General features: G+C 63.3%; 14 protein-coding genes. 2 read left to right on the top strand and 12 right to left on the bottom strand.

Going from position 1 to position 18,633, the window contains the following annotated elements; genetic code table 11:
• Nucleotides 1–58: 58 nt before the first annotated feature.
• The 7 genes from FJ428_RS16025 to FJ428_RS15995 all read right to left on the bottom strand — a co-directional run bounded on the left by FJ428_RS16025 (nt 59) and on the right by FJ428_RS15995 (nt 12,461).
• Nucleotides 59–1,099 carry a toprim domain-containing protein gene (locus FJ428_RS16025; RefSeq protein ID WP_181167312.1) on the bottom strand — a complete coding sequence of 347 codons (1,041 nt, stop codon included), beginning with the start codon at nt 1,097–1,099 and terminating at the stop codon, nt 59–61.
• Entirely contained in the window at nt 1,096–5,424 is a 4,329-nt protein-coding gene (locus FJ428_RS16020) for a strawberry notch family protein (RefSeq protein WP_140879742.1), read from the bottom strand. The genes FJ428_RS16025 and FJ428_RS16020 overlap by 4 nt, the downstream gene beginning before the upstream one ends.
• Before the next feature lie 320 nt (nt 5,425–5,744).
• A complete protein-coding gene (locus FJ428_RS16015) occupies nt 5,745–6,221 on the bottom strand; it encodes a hypothetical protein (RefSeq protein ID WP_140879741.1) in 477 nt (158 codons plus the stop codon).
• A gap of 93 nt (nt 6,222–6,314) precedes the next feature.
• Nucleotides 6,315–8,447, bottom strand: a complete 2,133-nt coding sequence (locus FJ428_RS16010) for a ParB/RepB/Spo0J family partition protein (RefSeq protein WP_140879740.1) — start codon at nt 8,445–8,447, stop codon at nt 6,315–6,317.
• Nucleotides 8,448–8,572: 125 nt separating this feature from the next.
• The gene (locus FJ428_RS16005) at nt 8,573–9,544 is read right to left on the bottom strand and encodes a zincin-like metallopeptidase domain-containing protein (protein WP_140879739.1); all 972 of its coding nucleotides are present in this window, start codon (nt 9,542–9,544) and stop codon (nt 8,573–8,575) included.
• A 175-nt stretch (nt 9,545–9,719) separates the two neighbouring features.
• Nucleotides 9,720–11,663: a DNA ligase D gene (gene ligD, locus FJ428_RS16000; protein WP_140879738.1), complete on the bottom strand. Its 1,944-nt coding sequence runs from the start codon at nt 11,661–11,663 to the stop codon at nt 9,720–9,722.
• A 396-nt stretch (nt 11,664–12,059) separates the two neighbouring features.
• The gene (locus FJ428_RS15995) at nt 12,060–12,461 is read right to left on the bottom strand and encodes a hypothetical protein (protein WP_224518968.1); all 402 of its coding nucleotides are present in this window, start codon (nt 12,459–12,461) and stop codon (nt 12,060–12,062) included.
• Nucleotides 12,462–12,677: 216 nt separating this feature from the next.
• Here FJ428_RS15995 and FJ428_RS15990 point away from each other — a divergent pair, with 216 nt between their 5' ends.
• Both FJ428_RS15990 and FJ428_RS15985 read left to right on the top strand, forming a co-directional pair.
• Nucleotides 12,678–13,433, top strand: a complete 756-nt coding sequence (locus FJ428_RS15990) for a hypothetical protein (protein ID WP_140879736.1) — start codon at nt 12,678–12,680, stop codon at nt 13,431–13,433.
• A 104-nt stretch (nt 13,434–13,537) separates the two neighbouring features.
• Nucleotides 13,538–13,813, top strand: coding sequence for a hypothetical protein (locus FJ428_RS15985; RefSeq protein WP_031258156.1), 276 nt, complete (start codon nt 13,538–13,540; stop codon nt 13,811–13,813).
• A gap of 1 nt (nt 13,814) precedes the next feature.
• Here FJ428_RS15985 and FJ428_RS15980 read toward each other — a convergent pair whose 3' ends face one another.
• The 5 genes from FJ428_RS15980 to FJ428_RS15960 form a co-directional block, all read right to left on the bottom strand.
• Nucleotides 13,815–14,408, bottom strand: coding sequence for an SOS response-associated peptidase (locus tag FJ428_RS15980; protein WP_140879735.1), 594 nt, complete (start codon nt 14,406–14,408; stop codon nt 13,815–13,817).
• 298 nt (nt 14,409–14,706) lie between these two features.
• Nucleotides 14,707–15,933, bottom strand: a complete 1,227-nt coding sequence (locus FJ428_RS15975) for an MFS transporter (RefSeq protein ID WP_140879734.1) — start codon at nt 15,931–15,933, stop codon at nt 14,707–14,709.
• Entirely contained in the window at nt 15,930–17,318 is a 1,389-nt protein-coding gene (locus tag FJ428_RS15970) for an FAD-dependent oxidoreductase (protein WP_140879733.1), read from the bottom strand. Before FJ428_RS15970 ends, FJ428_RS15975 begins: the two co-directional genes overlap by 4 nt.
• 45 nt (nt 17,319–17,363) lie before the next feature.
• Nucleotides 17,364–17,684 carry a metalloregulator ArsR/SmtB family transcription factor gene (locus FJ428_RS15965; protein ID WP_140879827.1) on the bottom strand — a complete coding sequence of 107 codons (321 nt, stop codon included), beginning with the start codon at nt 17,682–17,684 and terminating at the stop codon, nt 17,364–17,366.
• A 76-nt stretch (nt 17,685–17,760) separates the two neighbouring features.
• Nucleotides 17,761–18,627, bottom strand: coding sequence for a DMT family transporter (locus FJ428_RS15960; RefSeq protein WP_210242249.1), 867 nt, complete (start codon nt 18,625–18,627; stop codon nt 17,761–17,763).
• Nucleotides 18,628–18,633: the final 6 nt, after the last annotated feature.

Raw genomic sequence — 18,633 nt, 5'->3', positions numbered from 1 at the left:
CGGGCCACCCATCGATGCGGAGCACCGGCACCATGCGCCGCGCGCTTCCCCTCACGGCTCATGCCGCCTCTGTCAGATAGCGGATGCGATCTTTGCGCATGAGCTGGTCCGCAATCGAGGCCCGGAAGGCGCCAAGTCCGAAATGGCGGAGGTCTTCGTTGAAGTCAACCATCGCCGGCGAGAGCACGATTGCCTCGATTCCGGCGTCCGTCGCGCGCTCGAGCAGGCAGTCTCTGGCGCCGTCGCCGGCCGGATCGTTGTCGCGGATGACATAGAGCCGCCGCAGGTTCGGAGGGAACAGGATGGCGGCGAGATGGGATGCCGAGAGTGCCGCAGCCATCGCCATGTCGGGCATGGCGCATCTGAGCGATAGCGTCGTCTCGATGCCTTCGCCTGCCGCCATGACGCTGCCGGGTACGCCGAAGCGGACTGCGTGACCGAGAAGGTCACCCATTGCCCGACGCGGTGTGTTGACGCGTGCCTTGCCGGTGCCGTCCGATGCGAGCCAGGTGCGGTGCGCGCCGGTCAGATGTCCATCAAGGTCGGTGACAGCGGCGATCATCGCCGGCAAGGTCGTGGTCGGTCCATGATCGTCTGGCCGGTAGTAGCAGTGTGGATGGAACTGCAAGGCTGCGGTTCCGTGCAAAGTCGTAATGCCACGTCCACGCAAATACGTTTCCACGAGGGTGCCGATAATGGGTTTCGACATGGCGACCAGTCGGCGAGCCGCTTCCGGAGAACCGGTGCGAGCCGAAGGTGGCTTCATCGTCGGCCGTTGCTCGGACTCTACATCCGGCATGGCGAGGAAGGCGTGTGCCTCGTCGGCTACCTCCTTGAAATCGACCAGTCCGAGGGATTCGCGGATGACATCGAGCAAATCGCCATGCTCGCCGGTGGCGGCGTCGGTCCATTTGCCTGGCGGTCCCTTCGGGGATGGCTGCAGACGCACGAACATCGAGCGGCCCGGCGCGTTGCGGACATCGCCGACGGTCCAGTATTTGCCCTGACGACGGCCATTGGAGAGGTAGTGGCGGCACACAGCCTCGGCATGTTCGCCGAGGCGGTGTGCGAGGTCGGAGGCAGCGTGACGCGCAATCATGCAGCCTCCCGTTCACTGACCCGCTCGATTGGGAAGCGGTCGAGCACGCGCTCCAGCACGGCGAGCCCGTTGGCGTCGATCGGCACGAACATCCTGAGCTTCCACGAAATGATCTCGTGGAAGAGACCGTAGGCGGTGAGGCGCTCGCGCATCGCGTCGGTGAAGCCGGACAATTCGATGCGCCATGCGCCCATGACGCGGCTGCGGCGAAGCTGGAGATCCTCGGCAAGATCGAGAATGGTCCGGCCGTCCATCAGAGCCGCAAATGCCTGCTCCGGCGAAAGCGCAACCACGTTCGTCGCAGAGGCGTTGGCGGCCCATGCCGGCGAGACGCGGCGGCCGATGAGGCGCTCGCCCTCGTCGGTCTGAAGTCGATAAACGCGGGTCGACTCGTTGGGCAGGCGCTTCCAGATCGGCAGCAGCAGGCCGGTGACCATGTGCAAGACCGAGTCCGAAAACTCCGGCACCGCGGCGATTTCGGCCGTCCAGGCAGTTGAGAAAGCCTCGCGATCGGCCTCGACCCAGCGTGTTTCGCCCATGGCCTTGAGCGGCATGTTCTGACCTTCCATCGGCCGGATCAGGCGGACACGTCGCTCGACTTCGCCATCGTCGAGCATGACGCTGGGGGTCGGGATCTGCACGGCGGCGCGGCCCGATTGCTCGTTGATGAGCAGTACGGCGCGAGGATCGCACAGATGATCGAGCGCCGCATTGAGCGTGACGGGCCGATTGCGCTTGCGTTGGGTGATTGTGAGCAGGCGGCTTTCGGCGCCGGTGCGCGGATGGGTGTAGATCACCTGGCGGTCGGTGACGACGAAGTTTTCGGCCTGCAGCGTCTCCAGCCCGGCGTCGTAGGTGCCTGACGCGATCGCGCCCTCGACGCGCGCCGCCAGCAGTTGCTCGAAGGCACCGAACAGCACGCCCTGCAGCGCAATCGTCAGTGCGAGCAGGCGATTGAGGAAGGTGGTGATCGGCGGCAATTCGTCCTTGATGCCATTGGTATCCATAAGCTTGAGACCGGTCGCCGCCTCGAAACGCTCAAGCGAACAGCCCTCGACCTTGCCGCGTACGATCAGCAGATAGAGCTGCCGTAGCGCATCGCGGGCATAGTGGCTTTCGAGATTGTCCTCTGGCCGGAAAAGGCCCTGGCCGCCGGTCTGGCGCTGGCCGCGCGTGATTGCGCCCAGCGTGTCGAGGCGCCGCGCGATCGTCGAGAGGAAGCGCTTTTCCGCCTTCACATTGGTCGAGATCGGACGGAAGAGCGGCGGCTGGGCCTGATTGGTGCGATGCGTGCGTCCCAGGCCCTGAATGGCGGTGTCGGCCTTCCAGCCGGCTTCGAGCAGATAATGCACACGCAGCCGCGTGTTCCGGGCCGAGAGTTCGGCGTGGTAGCTCCTCCCCGTCCCGCCCGCGTCCGAAAAAACCAGAACGCGCTTCTGGTCATCCATGAAGGCCTGCGTCTCGGCGAAGTTGGCTGACCCAGCACGGTTTTCAACGACGAGGCGCTCACCCTTGCGGACAATGCGGCGCGAGCGACCGGTGACCTCGGCCACGATGTCCACCCCGAAATGCTGGGTGATCTGGTCGAGCGCACCTGGGACAGGCGTCAAGCTGGCGAGTTTGGCGATCAGCTCGTCGCGCCGGGCGACCGCTTCGCGGCTCTCGACGGGCTGGCCTTCGCGGTAGACCGGGCGCGACGACAGATTGCCGTCGCTGTCGGTGAACGGCTCATAGAGCTGCACCGGGAAGGAATGGGCGAGATAGTCGAGGACGTATTCGCGCGGCGTGATGTCGACCCGGACGTCGTTCCATTCCTCGGTCGGCAGCTCGGCCAGCCTCCGTTCCATGAGCGCCTCGCCGGTCGACACGATCTGGACAACCGCCGCATGGCCCTCCTCCAGATCGAGGGTGATGGAGCGGATCAGGGTCGGCGTCTTCATGCTGGTCAACAAATGACCGAAGAAGCGCTGCTTGGCGCTTTCAAAGGCGCTGCGCGCGGCCGACTTGGCCTGGGCATTGAGCGTGCCGGTGCTGCCGGTGATGTTGGCCGCCTGCATCGCCGCATCGAGATTGTTATGAATGATGGCGAAGGCACCGGCATAAGCATCGTAGATGCGGATCTGTTCCGGCGTCAGCTCATGCTCGATCAGCTCGTATTCGACGCCGTTGAAGGAAAGCGAGCGGGCCGTATAGAGGCCAAGTGCCCTGAGGTCGCGTGCCAGCACTTCCATCGCCGCCACGCCGCCGGCCTCGATCGCCTCGACGAACTCGGCGCGGGTCGAGAATGGAAAAAGCTCGCCGCCCCAGAGGCCGAGCCGCTGGGCATAGGCGAGATTGTGCACGGTGGTGGCGCCAGTCGCCGACACATAGACGATGCGAGCATTCGGCAGGGCGTGCTGTAGCCTCAGGCCGGCACGGCCTTGCTGGGAGGGAGCGGCGTCGCCGCGTTCGCCCTTGCCGCCGCCGGCGTTTTGCATGGCGTGCGCCTCGTCGAAAATGATGACCCCGTCGAAATCCGAACCCAACCATTCGACGATTTGTTTGACCCGCGAAACCTTCTCGCCGCGATCTTCGGAGCGTAGCGTGGCATAGGTGGTGAATAGGATGCCTTCCGGCAGCACGATCGGCTTGCCCTGTGGAAAGCGGGAGAGCGGGGTGACCAGCAAGCGCTCCATGCCGAGCGCGGACCAGTCGCGCTGCGCATCCTCGATGAGCTTGTCGGACTTGGAGATCCAGACCGCCTTGCGACGGCCATGCATCCAATTGTCGAGGATAACGGCGGAGGACTCGCGGCCCTTGCCTACACCGGTGCCGTCGCCAATCATGAAGCCTTGCCTGAAGCGAACGGCACCTGCTGCGTCGTCGGCTGCGGCGCTCACCACGTCGAAGGTGTTGTCGAGGGTCCAGGCCCCGGCCAGATATTCGGTGTGGGCCTCGCCGGCATAGATGACGGTCTCGAGTTGCGCATCCGACAGCAGGTCGAAAACATTCCGCGGCAGGCGCGGCCGATAGCTCGGCTTGGGCGGCGCCACCGAGGCCATGGCCGCCGATTGAACGAGCTGGGTGGGGTGAGCCCGAGAGCCGGGGATGCGGATCGCCTGAAGCCCGTAGGCCTCATAGATGGCGTCGCTGATCTGGCCGTCCTCGGCCGCCTGCCCGTCGACAGCCTCATAGACGAGGTCGATGGCTTCCGGCCCGGCGATCGACATGCGTGGCGTGGTTCTCGCCGCACGTGTGAGATAGCCATGCACGGTTTGGGGCGCGGCGACCGCCGATGCCGCGCTGGAAACGGCGGCCATTACGACCGGCGGTCGCGCGGGAAGGCGCTCCTCAATCCACGAGAGGAGCGTCGCCGCATCCGGAGCAATGCCGGGAGCATCCGCGAAGACGGTGGGATCGTCCGTCGGGAGCTTGTCGATGACGGTGAGGCGTGTCGGAAAGGTCGTGCCATGCTTGGCGTAGGCCGCGCCGTCGATGGCGGCGGAGAAGACGACGCGCCCACGTTCCTGCAGGCGCGTGAAGACGGCGGTCCAGGCCGGATGGTTGGGCGCGAAGTTCGCACCGGTGATTGTTACCAGCCGCCCGCCGGGCGCAAGGCGCGCCAGCGCCGAGGCGATATGCCGCCAGGCCGCATCGGCCATGCGGCCCTCGACATTAGCCATGACCGAAAACGGCGGGTTCATCAGCACCACGCTCGGCACGGCGCCGGGATCGAGATGGTCGTCGATCTGGGCGGCGTCGAAGCGGCTGGCGGAGACGGCCGGAAAGAGGAAGGAGAGAAGTGCCGCGCGCGTCTCGGCAAGCTCATTGAGGAGGAGCGAGGCGCCGGCGATCTCGGCCAGGATGGCCAGCAGCCCGGTGCCGGCGGAAGGCTCCAGCACTCGGTCGGCCGGCGTAATGGCGGCGGCTGTGGCCGCGACCAGGCCGAGCGGGATGGGAGTCGAGAACTGCTGGAAGGTCTGCGCGTCTTCGGACCGACGGGTATGCGTCGGCATGAGCCCGGCGATCTTCGACAATGCGGAAAGCCGGAGCGCCGGCGACGCGGCTTTGCGAAACAGCGCCTTTCCATACTTGCGAAGCAATAGGACCGTGGCGGCCTCGCACGCATCGTAAGCCTGCTTCCAGTCCCAGGCGCCGGCTGCATCGGAAGCCCCGAACGCGGCTTCCATCGCCGCGCGCAGTTTTGGCGCGTCGATGCGCTCGCCGCGTTCGAGATGGGGAAGCAACAGGCCGGCGGCCGCGAAGATGCTTGCGGCCGCACCGGTTTGGGCTAGTGGGATCGACGCGGCAGCGGGAGCCGCGACGGCGGGCGAGATCATGGTCATGATTTGAACCTCGGGAGAGCGGGGACAGGATCGAGCCGCGCGGCGCGCTCTCTGGACCGCGCGGTTTCAAACCCATCCCGGCTAACCTCTCCCTCTCAGGCGCCGGCCGACGCCAAAATGAACAAGCGCCCCGCCATGAGGTGGAGCGCTTGCCGGTTTATCAACCGATCTCAATCATGTTCCTCCGTCAGGCTTCGACTTCCGCAGGAAACCATTGCGGTCGTAGTGCTGATCCTGAAAAGCAACCGGCACTCGTCCGAATCCGGGCCACGATGGTGGAAGGATCGACGCTTTGGGTGTGCGGTGTGACGCCGCGCGAGTCAGGCCGCCGCCCGCCCTTCGACCACATCGGCGCCGAACTCGTCGGCGGTGATGTCTTCAAGACGCGCATTGCGGTATCCGGTCTTGGCCGTCCAGAGTTCGGCCGCATCGCGGCTCTCGGCGAGGTGCAGCAACTCGTCGTGGTCGGCGATCTGATGCAGGACCCGGACCATGCCGATCGCGGGTCGCTCGACGATCTCGAAGCTGAGCGCGCTATCGAGCGAGTAGATGCGCATAGTGGTCACGAGCATGATGCCGCCGGACGAAAAAATCCCTTCGTTGAGCGTGATTGAGGCAGGAGCGCTGTAGGTCGGATGGTCGCGCGGGGGTGACTTGCGGACCAGCCGGCCGAGACCGTTGCGGCGCTCCCAGTCCGCGAGCTTGCGGGTGAAGCGCGCTGGCGGCTTCGGCGCACCGTCCGAATAGCGGATGAGCGAACCGAGCGGGGCGTTGTCGTAGATTATGTGGGCTGACATGGACATATCTCCTGAAACGAAAATGGCCCGGCTGGGAGCCGGGCCGTGAGGTGAAGGGGAACGTCGCGACCGGAGCCGCGCTGTCGATAGGTGCTATTCGGCTGCGACCGCGTAAGCGGTGACCTCATCGGCTGCCACCGAGTCGTCTTCATCATCGCCGGCGAGGAATTCGGGCAAGTCACCCTCCTCGCCCTCGTCCGGCTGCATGGCCGGTGCGTCCTGAGCGGTCAGACGGAGTGGTTCAGGCAGCCAGCCACTATCGGCAAGGAGGCGTTCGGCCTCCTTGGCCATGTCACCCTTCTTGAGATGATCGATGAGCTGTGCCGCCTGCTCGCCAGCGCCCTCACGCACGGCTTCGAGGATCCGGGACTTGGTGACCCGGCCGAGATAGTTTGCGACCGTTGGGCGCCAACCCGCAGCCACCATGTCGAGCCCCGTGGCAAGAGAAAGCCGATCGGCCTCGCGCAGCCGCTGATCCAGCCCGTGCTGGGAGACGCCGCTGCCATAGGGGTTGGGCCGTTCGAACAGGGCGTTGATGCCATAGCTGACGCAGTGCGCCAGCAGCGCCTGCCGACTGGCTTCATCGAGACTGTCAAGCCAGACCCACAGAGTCTGGTCGTCACCAAGCGGGATGTCGCCCTTCCATGCCGCATGGCGCTCATCGACCGCCTTGGCCGCCGGGCTGTCTTTGAGGTCGGCGTCCTGCGCAGGCAAGTGGATATGCCGGACAAACGCCTCGACGCAGCCGGTCGCGGAACGCTGACCGAATGTGTCGAGGACGAGCCGATGCAAGAGTGCTGTGATGGCCACATGCTGGTTCTCGGCCACGGCATTGCGCAGCGCCAAGGTGCGATGAGCGGTGAGTTCGATCACCAGGCGCTCGGGCAGTGGCTTGATGGTGTCGCCCTCATCCTCCTCGGGCTCGGAAGCCTGAGTACCGATGGTGATGGTTGCGCGGCGAGCCGAAAGTTCGTCGTTGCTATCCTCGCTCCCGGTGGTGCCGCCGGACTCGGCGGAGTCGCCGCCGACCGTCTGTATGGCTTCATCCTCGGGGCGCACATGGCCCCGATCGATGACGAGATCGCCATTATGATCGATGCTGATGAACACGCCGGCGCGAGCGATCTCGGTCGCATCGTAGTTCATCGGCCGGCTCTCGAAGGCCTCAAGCGCGGACTCGATCTCGCCGAGGCGCTGATCGACATCGTCGGGGAGTTCGTCGGCTTCGCAATACTCGGCTTCCAGCCGATCGTATTCCTTGCGCAGCGCTTCACGTTGTGCCCACTCCGCTTCGGTCAGATCGGTGGGCGTGCCGGCGAGCGCCCTCAGGCCGTGATTATGGCCATAGGGCAGATCGATATCGACCACGATCCACTTCCAGCCTTCGGCGGCGATCTCATCTGCGACCGATTTCAGCTTGTCGCGAACCAGGCGGTCGAGCAGCACAGGGTCCTGCAGCCAGCCGCCATTGTCGGCCTCGAACAGGTCACGCAGCACTATCCCGCCGGCTGCGACATAGGCCTCTACACCGACGAACAGCGCTCGACGATCGCTTGCCCGAACCGTGGTTTCGGTCAGCATGCGCCGGATTTGATGCGGCTCCTTCGACCACGAATGTTCGAGCGCCTCCCAGACCTGTTCCTGACGGGCGTGATCGTCGGCCACGGTGAAGGCCATGAGCTGATCGAGCTTCATCCCGTCCTGCTCGTAGATATCGTGCAGCTTGGGCGAGACCTTCGCGAGCCGCAGGCGTTGCTGGACAAAGGTCGCGGACACGAAGAAGCGTGCCGCAATCTCCTCGTGGCTCGCGCCCTGATCGTGCAGGGTCTGGAAGGCACGGAACATGTCGAGAGGATGGAGATCCTCACGCTGGAAGTTCTCGGCCAGCGAATCCTCCTCGATCGGCACCTCGCTATCGGCGTTGGTGACGACGCAAGGCACAGGCTCGGTTTTGACCATGCGCTTCCGCTTGATCAGCAGCTCAAGGGCGCGATAGCGGCGGCCACCAGCCGGCACCTCAAACATGCCGGTCTCGTTGCCCTCACCATCCAACACTGGCCGGACGTTGAGACTCTGGAGCAGGCCGCGCCGTCCAATCGAGGCGGCGAGGTCCTCGATCGTTTCCCCGCGCTTGATGCGCCGGACGTTGGACTGGCTCAGCATCAGCTTGTTGAACGGGATGTCGCGCGAAGCGTTGAGGGTGATCTTCTGCTTGACGGTAGCCATCTTGATAATCTCCGCGACGGGCGGCCGAGACTCTCTCGACCTCCAAACCCGTCACAAAGACCGGCGCAGCCCTCTCACTCTACGGACCGCGCCGCACACGGAAGATCCGAGGCATGTGAGGAGGATCACGCCGCCCTCCTGTCGATATCGGTCTCATCGACCTCGCCTGGGCCCGTCCTGGATGCCCCGTCAGGTTGCGGCAGGAAGGAGAGCAGCCAGTCGGCCGCCCTGCTGGCCTGGGAGGCGGCACGCACGATGGCGCGGTTGTCTTCGCGAAGAACCTGAAGCCAGGAGGCCAGGTAGTCGGCGTGGCGCACGGTCGGCACGATGCCAAGCGAGGCGCAGCAAAAGGCTGCGTTCATCTCGGCGACCAGTTCCTCGAAAGCATATTTCTTGGTGCCCAAGGCGCCGCTGAGGTCACGGCCGACGCGGGAGGCATGGCCGGTAGCATGCCCGAGCTCGTGCAGGGCGGTGCGGTGCCAGTCGATGGTCTCGAAATAGGCCTGCGGCGGCGGCACCCGAACATAGTCATGCGCCGGAGCATAATAGGCGCGATCGCCACCGATGCTGAAATCGATCCCGGTCGCCTTAATCAGCGCGTCGACGGCCGGCTCGATCAGTCCAGGCTCTGGTGCAGGCGGAGCCACGGCCAGATCGTCAGGCAGATTTTTACATTGCGCCACGTTGAACACGATGAAGCGCTTCAGGAACGGAATGGCCTGTGCTGCCTCGCCGGTTTCCCGCGCGCGATTCTTCTCATCGTCAGGGATGAAGCGGTCAGCATAGACGACGGTGGTGCCGTGTTCGCCCTTGCGGACATGGCCGCCCAGCGATAGCGCCTGGCGGAAAGTCAGCCAGCTCTGGACGGGAAACCCATGCTCGACGACCGCACCCCACAGGATCAGCACATTGATCCCGGAATAGGCGCGCCCGGTCGCGGCGTTGGCCGGCATAGCCAGAGAAGCTTTCGTCGCCGTCGTGCCCCAGGGCTGCACCCAGGGAAAGCGCCCAGCCCCCAGCTCGGCGATGATCTTGTTGGTGATTTCGTCATAGAGGCTTGCCCGGTCGGCGCCGGCGCGAGCGTAGTGTCTGGACATCGCGGTTCTCCGCGACGGGCGCCGGAGGCCCTCCTCCAGCTCTCAACCCGTCACGGCAAACCGGTCCGTACTCTCACTCTAGACGGCGTTGCGGGGTCCTCTCAGAAGGGAGGACGCTCTCGATTTTGGGCAAAGGCGTCGGGCGCCAAAAAGGCAAATGTCGCTGACCATCTTGCTACCGGACTGCGTGGCGGATGCGGTCGGTAAGCGTTTGTTCGACGTCGAAATAACCCACCCAGGCTTCGGGTAGCTGAGCCCGCGCGGCGGCCGCGAAAACATCGAAACCGTTGGCGTTTTCGCAGGTGGGCAACTCCTCCCAGCTGACCGGCACCGCGCATGACGCCCCCGCGCGTGCCCGAGTCGACCAGGGACAGATTGCAGTGGAGCCTTGGCCGTTGCGCAGGTAATCGAGAAACATCCGGCCCTTGCGCTTCGCCTTGCTCATGTTGGCGACGAAGCGTGACGGATCTGTGCGGGCCAGTAGTTCGGCGAAGTTTTGGCAGAAGCTCTTGACCTCGTCCCAGTCTGCCTCCGGGACGAGCGGCACGACCACATGAACGCCCTTGCCGCCGGACAGCAACGGCCAAGACTGCAGTCCAAGCGCTTCCAAAATGCCCCGAATGTCGAGGGCTGCCTGCTTGACGGCCGTGAAGCCAAGGCCCTCGTCCGGATCGATGTCGAAGATCATGCGGTGCGGCAGATTCGGCTGCTGGCGCAGGCTCCCCCAAATGTGGAATTCGAGTACGTTCATCTGGACGCCTGCGATCAGCCCCGCCAGATCGCCAACCCAAAGGATGCGGCTTTCCTTACCGGACATCTTCGCCAACTGGCCGTCATGAATGGCCTTGGGCATGCCTGGCAGTTTGTGCTTCTGAAAAAAGGTCTGCTGAAGGTCGCCGTCGGTGTCGCGCACCAGCGACAGCGGCCGATCCTGGATGTGCGGCAGCATCTTCTCAGCGACCGTGGCGTAGTAGGCCGCAAGCGTGGCCTTGGTCACGTTCGTTCCGGGATACATCACCTTGTCGGGATGCGTCAGCTTGACGCCGACAGCAGCAGCGATCTCCTTGCCGATTCCCGGATCGAGATTGGCGAGGCCAAGAGTTGCCGGCGTCTTCGGCATTTCCATCACGACCTGGTCGGCTGCCTTGTCTTCGCGCATGCCCTCAAAGCTTGGATGTCGCAAGCTGCCGTCCGGTGTCACTTCGGCATAGGTGACTTCGGCGACAAGCTCGGGCCTCACCCACCGAGCACGGCGGGCAATGTCCCTCGGAACAGAAGCGAAAGCCGGTTTCTCAATACGGCGCTTCTCGAGCTTCGCCAGGATGTCCTTGCGCATCGCCGCGGTGAACCCCGTGCCGACACGGCCGCGATAGATGAGTTTGCCATTGTCGTAAGTGCCGAGGATAAGCGAGGCCATGCCATGTCCTGTGTCACTCCGGCGATAGCCGCCGACAACGAATTCCTGTCGCTTCGTGCACTTGATCTTGAGCCAACTCCTGGTGCGATCGCCGACGTAGGAGCTGTCGGCGCGTTTGGCGATGATACCTTCGTGGCCGCCCTCGCACATGGCGTCGAACACCCTTTTGCCCTGGTCGACGATGTGGCTGGAGAATTGCAGGCAGTCGTCTGGCAGGCGAGTGCCCAGCAGGGACTCCAGCCGCTCCTTGCGCGCGAGGAGCGGCTGGTTCGACAGATCTTGGCCATCCAATTCAAGCAGGTCGAAGGCGTAGAATTTGAGCGGCAGACCCGCGGCAATGCCGGTTTTCAGCATGGAGAAGTTCGTGCGGCCCTGGCTGTCGATGGCGACGATCTCACCGTCGATCAGCACCGCGCCCTTTGTCAGTCTCTGAAGCGGCGGCAGGATGACCTTGAACTGTCGGGTCCAGTCGTGGCCATTGCGAGTATAGACGACGACGTCCGAGCCGGAGATGGCGACTTGGGCACGATAGCCGTCGAACTTCATCTCGAAAAGCCAATCCCCGCCCACCGGTATTTGGTCTGTCAATGTGCAGAGCTGGAACGACCGAAACCCCGGCAGCGGATATGCAGGGATAGATTCTGAGTCTCTGCGCCGTGCGCGCCTTTTGCTGATGCTTAGGGTGCCATCTACAGGCGACATGCGGAACTCGGTTACATAGTCCGATTCAATACCCTGCCCCGCGGTTCGGTTCCATCCCCAAGCATCTACGCGCCGGCGACCGTCGGCGCTCTAAGGAAGAACGGCGTATAAGCCGCAGTCCTGCGCGCGTCCGCAACAGCGGCATTGTCGCGCGCTGGACGGAGGAAATTCGCCCCCGCCGCGGGCGGTGAACGGGACAGCCGTAGGAGCGTCAGCATAGCGCCGGCCGCAGGACGGGACGCGGGACCGACTGTCCCCGTCCGCGGCGGTCCGTATGGTTTGCGTTCAGGATATGGATGCGACCGGCATCGTTCGCGCGCATCGGCGACGCTAGGATTGGCCGGTACAGTGGCATTGCCTGATGAATCAATCAGGTTGTGCTCCCTTCGGCTCTCCTCAATTGCGTGGCAGCTTGTGAATTTCAAGCCGGACAGGCCCGCCCCTGTCACAACTCGTGCAGAAAAGCGCGCGTTCGACCGAGCTGAACAGAGCGTCTTTTCCGTAGCGTTGGATGAGCCCGGCAGGCTTTACCGTTGCATGGTGCGAACAGGATCTGCACCAGGCCCGCAACACATGCCATTCGCGCAGATCTCCGAGCGCCACATCGAGGCCGGCGTGAACGCTGCCGTCGATGATGGCCTGTGGCGGGATCTTCACCTCGCCTGGTGTCAGGATTTTCTCCATCACATGCCGGCTGTTGTAGTGGATCAGCAACATGCCCGGCCGGCGCCGGATGGCAGCTTGCCAGGCCGCCTGACTCACCGTTGAATCGGGGGAACGCGAAATGGTCTCCGCCAAAGCCTGCTCCTCGCGATCCCAGACCTCGATCCGAAAATTGTCTTCCGCTGTCTTTGCCATAGCTTCGCCGGCCAGCGCGATTGACGCCGAGCCATGGTCCCTTGCTGCTCCAGATCACGCTGAAATAAGGAACATATTCCTCTCCCGTCAAGGGCACGCTTGACTCTTTGTTCTCACTTTGTTCACATGGCTGGATTAGGTCATAGGAGGCGAACGATGGAACTTCGCTTGAACATCGAGGACGCAACACCCCAAGAGCTCGCAAGAGGCATCGCCGCAGCCGAAGCCGTGTTTGCGCGCGCCGGCATCACAGCTTTGCAAGGAGCGGAAGGGCTGTTTGCGTTGGAAGGGTGGGATATCAAAGGTTTCCCAGAAGACGACAAGCCTACCGAGGACGAGGACCAGGCTGCTTCAGTCTGGATGGAAGCAGACAAGGCTGCGGCAGCGGCTTGTTGTGCGGGCTGGCCGGAGGAAAAAGTCCCGCACCACCAGGTCATGGAACTGGTCAATGTTCCCCGCACGAAGCTGCAAGCTGAGGCCATTCCAGACACCTGGCCAGAGCGGAAGCAGCTCTATCCTGACGTCGTCAAGCGGCTGGAGATCACGACCGGCCCAGACCGCCAGATCGATTTCGATATTGCCTTCGTTCTCGGTTGGGTTCCCGACCGGCCAACGCTGGATCGCGTTGAGCCTCTATCGGAAGAGGGAGACCGAATCCCCTTCTTCACCAGCGACCTTGCCCAGGTTGAAGAGATGGCTCGCAAGGCGCTCAAGGACTGGACAATCGAGATTGACCGGGATCCATGTGACGCCCACGTTTTCGACCCGGCGGCCAGCGATGACGATGATGAATTGCGCATGGCGGCATGGCGTGATTTCGACGGCTCCTTGTATATGGAAAAGCCGCCGGCAAATCCTGCAATCGCGCTGACGCTGGCCATGATGCGCGGCCAGTCCATGCATTTCGAATAGTGGTCAAACGCAGTCGGGGCTTACCAACACCATCGGTCATCGACCGCGACTGGCCACACCAGGTTGCGCTGCTGGACGACCTCTGCACGGATCGGAATTTCACGATGATCGCGAAGTTCTGCCAGGAACGAGGGCTTAAACACCAGACGCGCCATGTGCAGGCGGTATGGCCGAACGGCAAATATGAAACCTATCGGCTGCATTGCTTCAGGGACGCCGCATCTGCAGAGGCCTTTCTGGATCACTTTGAGGGGCTGAGGTTTGATCCGAGGCGGGATCGGGAGAATGGAAACGTGCGAGGCGTCTGGCGTCGCGCGGGCGAATACCGGCGGGTTCTCGATCTCGGTCCGCTCAGCGTACCAGAGATTCTGCGCAGCTGAGTCACGAGCTTTCGGGGCGAACTGTTTCGACCGAGAGTGAGCCTGCCGGAAGCGGCCGCAAAAGCTCAGCCTCAGGCTTTGTCAGACTGATCCAGGCCGCCCAATTCTCCGGCTGAAGGACCACGACCTGACGATTGTGATATGGCGCGACATCCGGCCCGGGATCGGTCGTCAGCATGGTGAATGTGGGCGGCTTGTTGCCGACAGCCTCACGCCAAAGCCCCGCGATGGCCATGAACGGAGAGCCGTTGAGCGTGAAGCGATGTTTCGCCTTCGGATACTTGGTGCCTGTGAACTCGAAGAACGCGGACGCAGGAACGAGGCAGCGTTTGCTGTTTCCGAACTGCCGACCTTCGGAGCGGAAGTTGAACACTGGGCCGCCCTTTGGTCCGGTCGGCGGAAACCCGAACGTCATCGAAGCCAGTTCGATTGTGTCATCAGCGGCCCGCATTATCGGCGCTGGATCGTTGATGCGGACGTCGTCCGCCTGTGGCAAATCGAGTTCGGTCTGGTGGCTGGGGATTTTGAGCGCCAGCGACGCCATCATCCGGCAATATTCAGCCCAGACTACATGCTGCTCGTAATCGTTGCACATGGGAGGCTCCGGACCTGGGCGGGCTCTTTATGGTAACGCTATCGAGGGCACGTTGAAAGCGGATCGGCGCTTAACTGAATGGATCCCGCTCAACGGGATGTCCACCTCTTTTGCAGCGCCAATGAAGGCGCTTGCTGGCATCTTGCCGTCGTCAGTAGGCATCCAGACAGTTACACCCGAGTTTCGTGGACGGTCAGAAGGTCGTGCAAAAATGGAGGGCTAACCTCTGTGCGATCACGCCCCATTTCCCGAGGCGAGCTATTCGCCCTTGCCTCTGGAAGACTCCGATAACGGGAACCTAGTTAGTCTGGACCTGAAATCCCCGTCGACTGACGAGCAGCCATCCCAAGCCGCATGCCAAGGCGACGTTGATCAGCGCCAGGCCGGACAGCGTCGCCAGTGCGCCGTGCGCGCCAAAGCGCTCCAGAAGCAATGCACCAACGGACGGCGCAGCCGCCTGGGCAATCAGGCTTGGCATGGCAAGGCGTCCCATCAGCTTGGCGTAGCCATTAGAGCCGAACATCGCCAGCGGCAGTGTGCCACGCGCGATGGATTCGAGACCGATGCCCGCTCCGTAGAACGCCAGTGCCAACGGGACGATAGGCATGCCGAGCCAGAGGGCCGAGACCCCGATTGCGACGAAGGTGACCGATGCAAACTTAGTCCAGATCGGGTGATGGAAGCGCGCGATCACCATCTCGATCGTCCGCGCAGCAACCTGGGAAGGGCCGACAAGCGCCCCCAGTCCCACTGCCGCAGCGAGTGTTATGCCGTTCTTCTGCAGGATCGTCAGCAAATGCACAGACAGAGTTGAAGAGATCACAGCCGCCAGCGTGAGGGTCGCGGCCAGCACGATCATAATCGAAAGATTGGAGTCGGTTTGCGGGGCAGGCGTGACTCCGCCGGTCGATCCCGTTGTGGCGACCTGTTGATGCACGCTGCGAGGCACGATCACAAGGTAAAGAGGTAAGGCAAAGGAAAGCTGAACTGCGGCGTAGACCAAACAGGTGCCGCGCCATCCGATCTCGCCCAGCAGAAACGCCGAGATCGGCCAGCAGATCGTGCTCGCGAAGCCACCGAACAGGGTGAGCGTGGTGATGGCGGACCGCGCCCCATGACCGTAGAGTCGGCCAAGCGTCCCAAAAGCGGCGTCGTAAAGCCCTGCCCCCATTCCGAGGCCGATCACCAGCCAGGCCCCGATGTAAGCGGCCAAACTGGGCGCGATCGCAAGTCCGATCTGGCCAAGGCCGATGCATCCCGCGCTGAATGCCAGGACGTTTCGGCCGCCGTGTCTTTCGATCGAAGAACCGACATGCGGCGAGATGACTCCCGCCGTGAGCAATCCGAGAGACAGTCCTCCGACTACCCACGCCAAGGGCCAGCCCGTGTCTGTAGCGACTGCAGGCGCAATGACTGCGGGGAGATAATACGATGATCCCCACGCCATGATCTGTGTCACGCCAAGCGTCGTGATGATCGTGCGCCGGCTGCGCACGGGGGCAGCCGTCGGTGGTAACGAGGTCATGCTGCGGCGCTGCAGCCGCAGCCAGACTTCCCACTCTCCTTGGCTTGGGCATCCGCTACACAGCAGGCATCAACCGCCGCAGGTGCCGGGCCACCGCAGCAGCCTTCGGCTGATGAGCCGAAAAAGGATGCCGGGACCGTGCAAACTCCCGTCTCCGGCAGAACCAGTTGCACGGCATCGGCAGCGGTGATGTCACCGGCGATCGCCGCAGCGACCGAGCGGGCCTGTTCGTAGCCCGTCAACAACAGGAATGTCGGAGCGCGGCCATAGCTCTTGATTCCGACGGTATAGAACCCCGGTTCCGGGTGGCTGAGTTCACGGTGGCCATGTGGCGGGACGTCCCCACAAGAGTGCTCATTGGGATCGATGAGAGGACCAAGGGCCTTCACGCTTTCAAGCCATGGATCGAGCTCGAGCCGTAGCTCGCGGGTCAAGGCAAGGTCGGGGCGCTGGCCGGTGGCAGCGATAATCCTGTCGACGGGCCCGATGGTTTGAAGACCATCTTCTGTTTGCCCCTCCACAAGCAGGCGGCCGTCAACCTCACGGATTGCTGTCGTGGCAAAGCCGGTGACAAGTTGGACGCGACCGCTTTCGGCAAGATCTCTGACTTCGGAGCCGAGTTCGCCGCGTGCCGGCAACGCATCGGCATCGCCGCCACCGTAGATCCGGACCAGGTCAGTGCTGCGCGTCGTCCAGATTGCTGAAGTGCCTGGGGCGCTTTCTGATAGTTTGGCTAATTCCAGCAACGCGTTGGCGGCGGAATGACCAGCCCCCGCCACGAGAGTCGTACGCCCTGCATAGAGATGGCGGTCCCGGCCGAGGACATCAGGTATGCCGTAGGCGATCCGGTCGCCGAACTCGCTCTCGCCTTCAGCGGATATCCCGCCAGCGCCAAGCGGGTTCGGTGTTTGCCATGTGCCTGATGCATCAATGACAGCGCTGGCCGCATCCCGGCGCCGGCCGCCGGCGGTTTCGACCATCAGCATGAAGGGCCGCTGTGCACGCCCTTTGCTGACAACCTTGTCGGCACCCCATCGGGACACAGCGACGACGCGTGCATTGGTCTCGATGGACGGAGCCAGTTCCGGAAGTTGCGCGAGCGGGTCGATGTATTCGGAGACGATCTCATCGGCGGCGGGGAATGCCTCAAGCTCAGGCATTTTCCACCCATGGGCCTCGAGCAACTGCCGGGCAACAGCGTCAACGCAATAACGCCAAGGCGTGAAGACCCGCACGTGCCCCCAGTCCAAAAGGTTCGAACCGGCATGCGAGCCGGCCTCGTAAACCTTCACCTTGAGACCACGGCTGATCAGTTGAGCTGCTGCGGCTAAGCCGACGGGGCCTGCACCGATGACTGCCACCGGGAGATTTGCGCTTGTGTCCATTTTTCGATCCTTCCAGTATCTTCGAATTACCTAGGTAAAAAAAGGTCAAGCCATGGCTTTGCTGGCCGCCGGCGCACATTTCGCGTCGGCACAGCACTCGTCAGCCAAATAGCCAATCAACGCATTCATCCCGGGATAGTTGGCGCGGCAGATCAGCGTCGTCGCTTGGCGTTCCTGCGTGACAAGACCTGTGTCGACCAACCGCTTGAGGTGATGCGAGAGCGTCGATGACGGGATGTCGAGCTTCTCCTGGATACTGCCGACCGGAAGGCCGCCATCGCCTGCCCGGACCAGGACGCGATAAAGCTGAAGCCGGGTCGGGTTGCCGAGCGCCTCGAGCTGAGAGGCTGCTTTTTCGAGTTTCATGGAAATAAAATTAGACCCGGCAGCTCGTGCCGTCAAGCTAATTTCGAACAATGTGGAAATAAGATGCTGCCGCTCTCTACGCGGCCTGCAGTTCGGATTTCGTTGGCGCGCGCACGACAAGGCCGCGTCCAATTAGGATCACCGCTCCTCCGGCCAGCACCGAGGGCGAAGGACGTTCGTTCAGGAAGAGGAAGGCTATGATTACGCCGATAATCGGCATCAGCAGCGCGAACGGCGCGACCTGGTCGATGCGATATCGGCGAAGCAGGCCGTACCAGATGCTGTAGGCTGCCACGAAGCCGCCGAGAGCCAGCACGGCGATGGCCATCCAGTCGAAGAGGCTTGCGCTGAACAGGGCCTGGCGCTGCCCGGTTTCGAGCGCGAACGACGTCACCAGCAATTGAGGGGCCGCGATGGCGGACATCAGCCCCATGAGCTGGCCGCCCGAATCCTTCGACGCCGCCCGTATGATCCCTTGCGCGAAACCCCAGCAGAGCGTGCCCGGAACGATGAGAAGCAGGCCCCTGGATTGGCCGACCGACTCCGGCATGCCGACAACAAGCGCCACGCCCGCGAGCGAGAGCGCGATTCCGCTTAGCCGACGGCCGTTCATGCGCTCCTGGCCGATCGCCCAGGCTGCCAGGACGGCGAAGGGAACCTGGGACTGGACTGTCAGGACCGCGATCGTCGCAGGCACGAGGGCAATGCCGCTGAATATGAGCGCGCTCTGCATGCTTCCGCCGAGCGTTGCCGCGGCGACCGGCGCCCACAGCGGCGTCTGCCGCCTGCCCGATGGCCGGAACAGCGCGAGTGCCGTGACCGCATAAACGATTGCCATCAGGAACATGGGAGGGAAGGTCTGCATGGCGGGCTTGGCGATCGTGTAGGCGATCGCCCACAGCGCAGGAGGCAGGGTCGCCATCGCCACGTGACGCGGTCTCATCATTGC

Source organism: Mesorhizobium sp. B2-8-1, assembly GCF_006440955.1.
GTDB lineage: Bacteria > Pseudomonadota > Alphaproteobacteria > Rhizobiales > Rhizobiaceae > Mesorhizobium.
The sequence above is the reverse complement of the archived record's forward strand: the minus strand, read 5'-3'. Positions and strand labels throughout refer to the sequence as shown.

What these genes read in the sequence shown, in the direction of transcription:
- FJ428_RS15990 (WP_140879736.1), top strand. Translation starts at nt 12,678, where the DNA reads ATGGAACTTCGCTTGAACATCGAGGACGCAACACCCCAAGAGCTCGCA.
- FJ428_RS16005 (WP_140879739.1), bottom strand. Translation starts at nt 9,544, where the DNA reads ATGTCCAGACACTACGCTCGCGCCGGCGCCGACCGGGCAAGCCTCTAT.
- FJ428_RS16020 (WP_140879742.1), bottom strand. Translation starts at nt 5,424, where the DNA reads ATGACCATGATCTCGCCCGCCGTCGCGGCTCCCGCTGCCGCGTCGATC.
- ligD (WP_140879738.1), bottom strand. Translation starts at nt 11,663, where the DNA reads ATGTCGCCTGTAGATGGCACCCTAAGCATCAGCAAAAGGCGCGCACGG.
- FJ428_RS15970 (WP_140879733.1), bottom strand. Translation starts at nt 17,318, where the DNA reads ATGGACACAAGCGCAAATCTCCCGGTGGCAGTCATCGGTGCAGGCCCC.
- FJ428_RS15975 (WP_140879734.1), bottom strand. Translation starts at nt 15,933, where the DNA reads ATGACCTCGTTACCACCGACGGCTGCCCCCGTGCGCAGCCGGCGCACG.
- FJ428_RS15965 (WP_140879827.1), bottom strand. Translation starts at nt 17,684, where the DNA reads ATGAAACTCGAAAAAGCAGCCTCTCAGCTCGAGGCGCTCGGCAACCCG.
- FJ428_RS15960 (WP_210242249.1), bottom strand. Translation starts at nt 18,627, where the DNA reads ATGAGACCGCGTCACGTGGCGATGGCGACCCTGCCTCCTGCGCTGTGG.
- FJ428_RS16015 (WP_140879741.1), bottom strand. Translation starts at nt 6,221, where the DNA reads ATGTCAGCCCACATAATCTACGACAACGCCCCGCTCGGTTCGCTCATC.
- FJ428_RS15980 (WP_140879735.1), bottom strand. Translation starts at nt 14,408, where the DNA reads ATGTGCAACGATTACGAGCAGCATGTAGTCTGGGCTGAATATTGCCGG.
- FJ428_RS15985 (WP_031258156.1), top strand. Translation starts at nt 13,538, where the DNA reads ATGATCGCGAAGTTCTGCCAGGAACGAGGGCTTAAACACCAGACGCGC.
- FJ428_RS16010 (WP_140879740.1), bottom strand. Translation starts at nt 8,447, where the DNA reads ATGGCTACCGTCAAGCAGAAGATCACCCTCAACGCTTCGCGCGACATC.
- FJ428_RS16025 (WP_181167312.1), bottom strand. Translation starts at nt 1,099, where the DNA reads ATGATTGCGCGTCACGCTGCCTCCGACCTCGCACACCGCCTCGGCGAA.